This is a genomic window from Tardiphaga sp., assembly GCF_044340795.1.
In the GTDB taxonomy this organism is placed as follows: domain Bacteria; phylum Pseudomonadota; class Alphaproteobacteria; order Rhizobiales; family Xanthobacteraceae; genus Tardiphaga.
Map to the genome: position 1 here is coordinate 1 of NZ_JBIISY010000371.1, position 4,236 is coordinate 4,236.

8 protein-coding genes are annotated in these 4,236 nt (G+C 58.9%); 7 read left to right on the top strand and 1 reads right to left on the bottom strand.

All coding sequences use genetic code 11. The features are described 5' to 3' along the window. From ACIQ17_RS31520 to ACIQ17_RS31530, 3 genes are all read left to right on the top strand, one after another. Positions 1-252 (top strand): hypothetical protein (locus tag ACIQ17_RS31520; protein ID WP_398473451.1); only part of this gene is annotated, 252 nt, incomplete at its 5' end. Between the two features lie 93 nt (positions 253-345). After that, positions 346-717 (top strand): hypothetical protein, encoded by a 372-nt coding sequence (locus tag ACIQ17_RS31525; RefSeq protein ID WP_398473452.1) that lies wholly within the window; start codon positions 346-348, stop codon positions 715-717. Between the two features lie 126 nt (positions 718-843). After that, a complete protein-coding gene (locus tag ACIQ17_RS31530; RefSeq protein WP_398473453.1) occupies positions 844-1,047 on the top strand; it encodes a hypothetical protein in 204 nt (67 codons plus the stop codon). Positions 1,048-1,132: 85 nt separating this feature from the next. Here ACIQ17_RS31530 and ACIQ17_RS31535 read toward each other — a convergent pair whose 3' ends face one another. Next, a complete protein-coding gene (locus ACIQ17_RS31535) occupies positions 1,133-1,426 on the bottom strand; it encodes a hypothetical protein (protein ID WP_398473460.1) in 294 nt (97 codons plus the stop codon). Between the two features lie 119 nt (positions 1,427-1,545). Here ACIQ17_RS31535 and ACIQ17_RS31540 point away from each other — a divergent pair, with 119 nt between their 5' ends. The 4 genes from ACIQ17_RS31540 to ACIQ17_RS31555 all read left to right on the top strand — a co-directional run bounded on the left by ACIQ17_RS31540 (position 1,546) and on the right by ACIQ17_RS31555 (position 3,587). After that, positions 1,546-1,887, top strand: coding sequence for a fibronectin type III domain-containing protein (locus tag ACIQ17_RS31540; protein ID WP_398473455.1), 342 nt, complete (start codon positions 1,546-1,548; stop codon positions 1,885-1,887). A gap of 238 nt (positions 1,888-2,125) precedes the next feature. After that, positions 2,126-2,983 carry a Ku protein gene (locus tag ACIQ17_RS31545; RefSeq protein ID WP_398473456.1) on the top strand — a complete coding sequence of 286 codons (858 nt, stop codon included), beginning with the start codon at positions 2,126-2,128 and terminating at the stop codon, positions 2,981-2,983. A 62-nt stretch (positions 2,984-3,045) separates the two neighbouring features. After that, positions 3,046-3,258, top strand: coding sequence for a hypothetical protein (locus ACIQ17_RS31550; protein ID WP_398473457.1), 213 nt, complete (start codon positions 3,046-3,048; stop codon positions 3,256-3,258). Positions 3,259-3,374: 116 nt separating this feature from the next. Beyond that, the gene (locus tag ACIQ17_RS31555) at positions 3,375-3,587 is read left to right on the top strand and encodes a hypothetical protein (RefSeq protein WP_398473458.1); all 213 of its coding nucleotides are present in this window, start codon (positions 3,375-3,377) and stop codon (positions 3,585-3,587) included. The last annotated feature ends 649 nt before the right edge of the window (positions 3,588-4,236 follow it).

Consider the following 4,236-nt stretch of genomic DNA (forward strand, 5'->3'; position numbering starts at 1 on the left):
TCGATGCTCTCCCACATGCCAAGAAAATTGCTTACCCGCCGTTGGACCGACGAAGATTCATTGAAGCTGGTGAAGCTCTCTGAGGATGGAGCGACGCTCTCTCGTGCGGCCGCAGCGCTCGATAGGCACACCAGCTCGGTTCAAAAGAAAGCCCGCGCGCTCGGCTTGAAGTTCCCAGGAATACGGGACGTCCGAGCCGGTCTGCGCGAGACCGGCGCAATCGAACCGGGACGCGGACCGAAACACTCATGAGCGATCGGCGAAAAACCCGCAGAGTCTTGACGGAAGTTGAGCGGGACCTAAATTCCTTTCTGCCTTTAAACGAAAGGAGTTAGGAGGCCAAACATGACAAAATCTGCCATGTCCTATTACGAAATCCACGCAAATTCGCTTTTGGCTAGCACCTTTGAACATCCCCGCGAGGTCTTAGCAAACCCGTTTCTTGATACCGTGCAGAAATGCTGCATTTTGGCGACCTGGGCGTCAGACGCTTTCGCGGTCCAAGGCAAGCCTTGGCTACGCCAAATCCCGGACTCTGAGCGACAAGTAAGAACCGGTGACATCATCGCCGCACTCAAATCGCTCAACGGCGATGACGGCCCACCAACCAATATGCAGCGGATGATGCATCCACGCCGCGACACGGCCCGAGCCGTCGGCCAAACCGCTTGGGAGCGTAAGCGCCAGAGTATCCAGGTTTGCGCATCGGCACCATAATCATTGCACGGCTATAAATGCTGTGCGATTGAACGATAGGCCAGTCCAGGTTGACCTCCATCCCTGCTGGTCAGGCCCGGCGCGTGCTTACGGAACGCGACCGGGCCGTTTGGTATGGTGCCGGCGATGTCCCAACTGATTGAAATCTATACGAACGGCGGCGTGCTAGGGCTAGGGGCCGGACCGGTTTCAGCCAAACGGCCGTCGGGGACGGAGTCCTTTGGCACGCTGCTGCAGGCAATCGAAGCTCTGCAGGCCGCACATCCCGACCGGCAACGGATTCAATTCGCTATCATCGACGGTTCACTGGCAGCAAAAAGCCCGGCCTGACGGACCGGGCAGTCTGAGGTATCCGACGGGTCGTTCGGTTATGCGCGCTATAATGGCTACCCTGCGGCCGCACAAGATAGGGACTTCAGGCAGTGTGTCCCGGATCGCTGCTCAGCGGCGTTTTTTTGTCTCGCTGTGGCGTCATCTTTGCCGGATCAGCTTTGCCCGGCACGCCCCGTGGGCCCAATTCCTGACGCTGCAAGTCTTCTTCGCTAGGCCGAGGATCCGCGTCGGAAATCTGTCCATTGCTTTCGCCCGCTGAGTAAGCCTCCGGCGAGCCGAGTGCGGTGTGGTCACTTGGGCCGGCCTTAGCCTCTTCACCGTGAGCGCCGGCGTCTGTTCCCACGACCGTCGTGCCTTTTTTGTTCATCAAAGCCATATTAATTACCTCCGACCGACCAACAACACCCGAGCTGTCGCGTTCCGTCGCCCCCGAGCAGAGCAGGAACGAATCGATTGCGATCGGCTTGAGTCCGCCGTTCAGTTGCGGAGTTGCGTATGAGTTGGTCCCCTTCCCTTGTGCCGGGCGGCGTCCATGACACCGTATATCTGGTGGTTGATTGCAGCCGAACCGGTTGCGTTTGGCGTGAGGCCGCCATCAGCGGCACCGATCTCGAAACCGTGATCAAAAACCTGATGGCCGGTGAATATACCGACCCGCTCTGCGTCGTAGCCTTCAACACCTCGGAAAACTGGTCGCGAGACGTTACGGCAGACATCGCACGCGAAATCCAGGAACGTTGCGACCTAGCGTACGAAGACGTCCCTGTCTGGCTTGAGGATTTAGTTCATCGGCACGTGAGCCCAGAGGTGCAGATGCAGCTAAGGCTGCGGCCATGAGCGAGATCAGCCCCCCTATCGTCCCAGATGATGACGCCGTTACGAGCGACGCCGACGCGCTGCTCGAGCTGGTCGGCCACCTTGGGGCGGCACTGCTCCAACCTAATCTAGAGCCGGTCGTGAGAAGTCATTTGCAGTCGGCGCACCGCCTGGCACTCGATCTATACGGCGCCAGCGGCGGCTCGAGGTACTTCCACCCGAAGCGCGACCCCGTCGCCTATTAGATCAGGAGCATCGAATGGCCCCCCGCGCTAATTGGATTGGCTTCCTTCGTCTTTCCCTTGTCACCTGCCCTGTCGCTTTGTTTCCGGCTACGTCCGACGCCGAAAAGGTCAGCTTCAATCAAGTAAACCGTAAGACCGGCCACCGGATCAAATATCTCAAGGTGGACGCCGACACCGGTGAAGAGGTCGAAGCCGAAGATATCATGAAGGGCTACAAGGTCGACAAAGACGCATACATCGAGGTTGAAACGGAAGAGCTGGAAAGTATTGCGCTCGAATCAACGCGCACGATCGAAATAGATGAATTCGTCCCGAAGTCGGATATCGATCAGCGATACGCCATACGTCCGTATTACCTCGTGCCAGACGGCAAGGTCGGCCACGACGCGTACGCAGTAATTCGCGAGACCGTCCGGCAGATGGACATGGTGGCCATCGGCCGGCTGGTGCTGACGAGCCGCGAGCACATCATCGCGCTTGAGCCATTGAAGAATGGCTTGATGGGCACCCTGCTCCGCTACCCGTACGAGGTGCGCAGCGAGGACGAGTACTTCGACGGTATTCAGGACGTGAAGGTCACGACGGAGATGCTGGATCTCGCTCAGCATATCGTGGAATCGAAGGCTTCGGATTTTGATCCCGGAAAGTTCGAGGATCGGTACGAAACCGCGCTCGTCGACCTTATCAATCAGAAGAAGTCCGGGGCTATCATCAAGCCGCACGGCAAGGCGCGCGAGGGTTCTAACGTCGTAGACTTGATGACCGCGCTCAAGCAAAGCCTGCAAGGCGGCGACGCAGGCAAGGCCACCCCGAAGGCAAAGCGCGCTCCAAAGAAAGCCGCTGGTCAGCGCGAGATGTTGCTGCCTATCTAGGGCAAGAAGCCAGCAGCAGCGAAAAAAGCCGCGTCGAAGGCTCCACCGAAAAGGAAAGCCGGATGAGCCAGCAGACCGACATCGGCGTGCTCGTCACCGCCCTGGGGGAATCGCGCGAGATCCTCGGCCGCTACATCGAGCCAGGCGACCGAGACGCGGTCGATACTGTCAATCATTTGCTGGAGATCCTTGACGACGTCAACGTCGTCGCGGCGCTAGATCGTGCCGGGAGACGTCGTGCCTTGCGTATGGTCGAACTCGACAATCGCCCTTAATCGGCACGCCTGGCGTCCAGGGCGTTGCTCCTAGAGCGAGTGCGAACAGGCACTGGAACCGACAAACTGTATCCGAATTATGCTTCGAAATAACGCCTGACGGGATCGGAGGAGCAGTGGCGCGAAATTCGAACAAGTTCTGGACAGAGCAGGATGACGAAAAGCTGCGCGCCTTAGCAGACCGAAAAGTGTCGCTGATGAAGGCTACAGCCGCGATGCGGCGCTCGCAGTTCGCGGTGAAGAAGCGCGCATCGGAGCTTGGTTTGATTTTCCCGAGCCCAACGCAGGAGAGAAACCGCCTACGCGCGGCTATGGCTGCGAGCGCCTAACCGGGTGGATGCCGAACAACTCACCATTTAAGATGACGTTCGAGGGCGTCCTCTGCGAAGGCGTCGGCTGCGATGTGGCGCGGTAGGGCCTCCAAGTGAAAGTGCTCACTGTCTTCGCTGCGGCTACATTTGCTTTAGCACTCACCTTAGCGCTTGCCCAAGGCGGAGATGGAGGAGGAGGCGGAAGTTCTGACGGCGGCAGCCACAAGCGGCTCTAGGTCCTCATCGGGCAGATCGGCGCCTGGCTCCCGGGTGCGGGGAATTGCATCGACAAACCTCATCCTCGAGCGAGCGCTAGCGCCCTCAGCCAACAGCACCCCTCCGAGCCGGGTAACGCAGGCGAAGCGCGGCTGTATGGTCGGAACGACTGACAACAATTCCTATTCCACCAAATAGATCACCTCCCATCACATCGTTCCTGAGACGGAACAGCTTTTAGTCGCCCGCATTTCCTGAGAAGCATGTCGATATGCTGCGAAGGAGAGCATCAGATGGCAGACAGGACGCACGTAAGCATGCCATCTCTCAAGCCGATGCTCGCTTTGCTGGCGCTGGCGGCTACGATAGCTTACCTCGGCCCTGACGGTAACAAGCCGGCAAACGAGGCGTCTGCTGAGGTTGAGGGCGGACGCGGCCGCACCGCGGATTC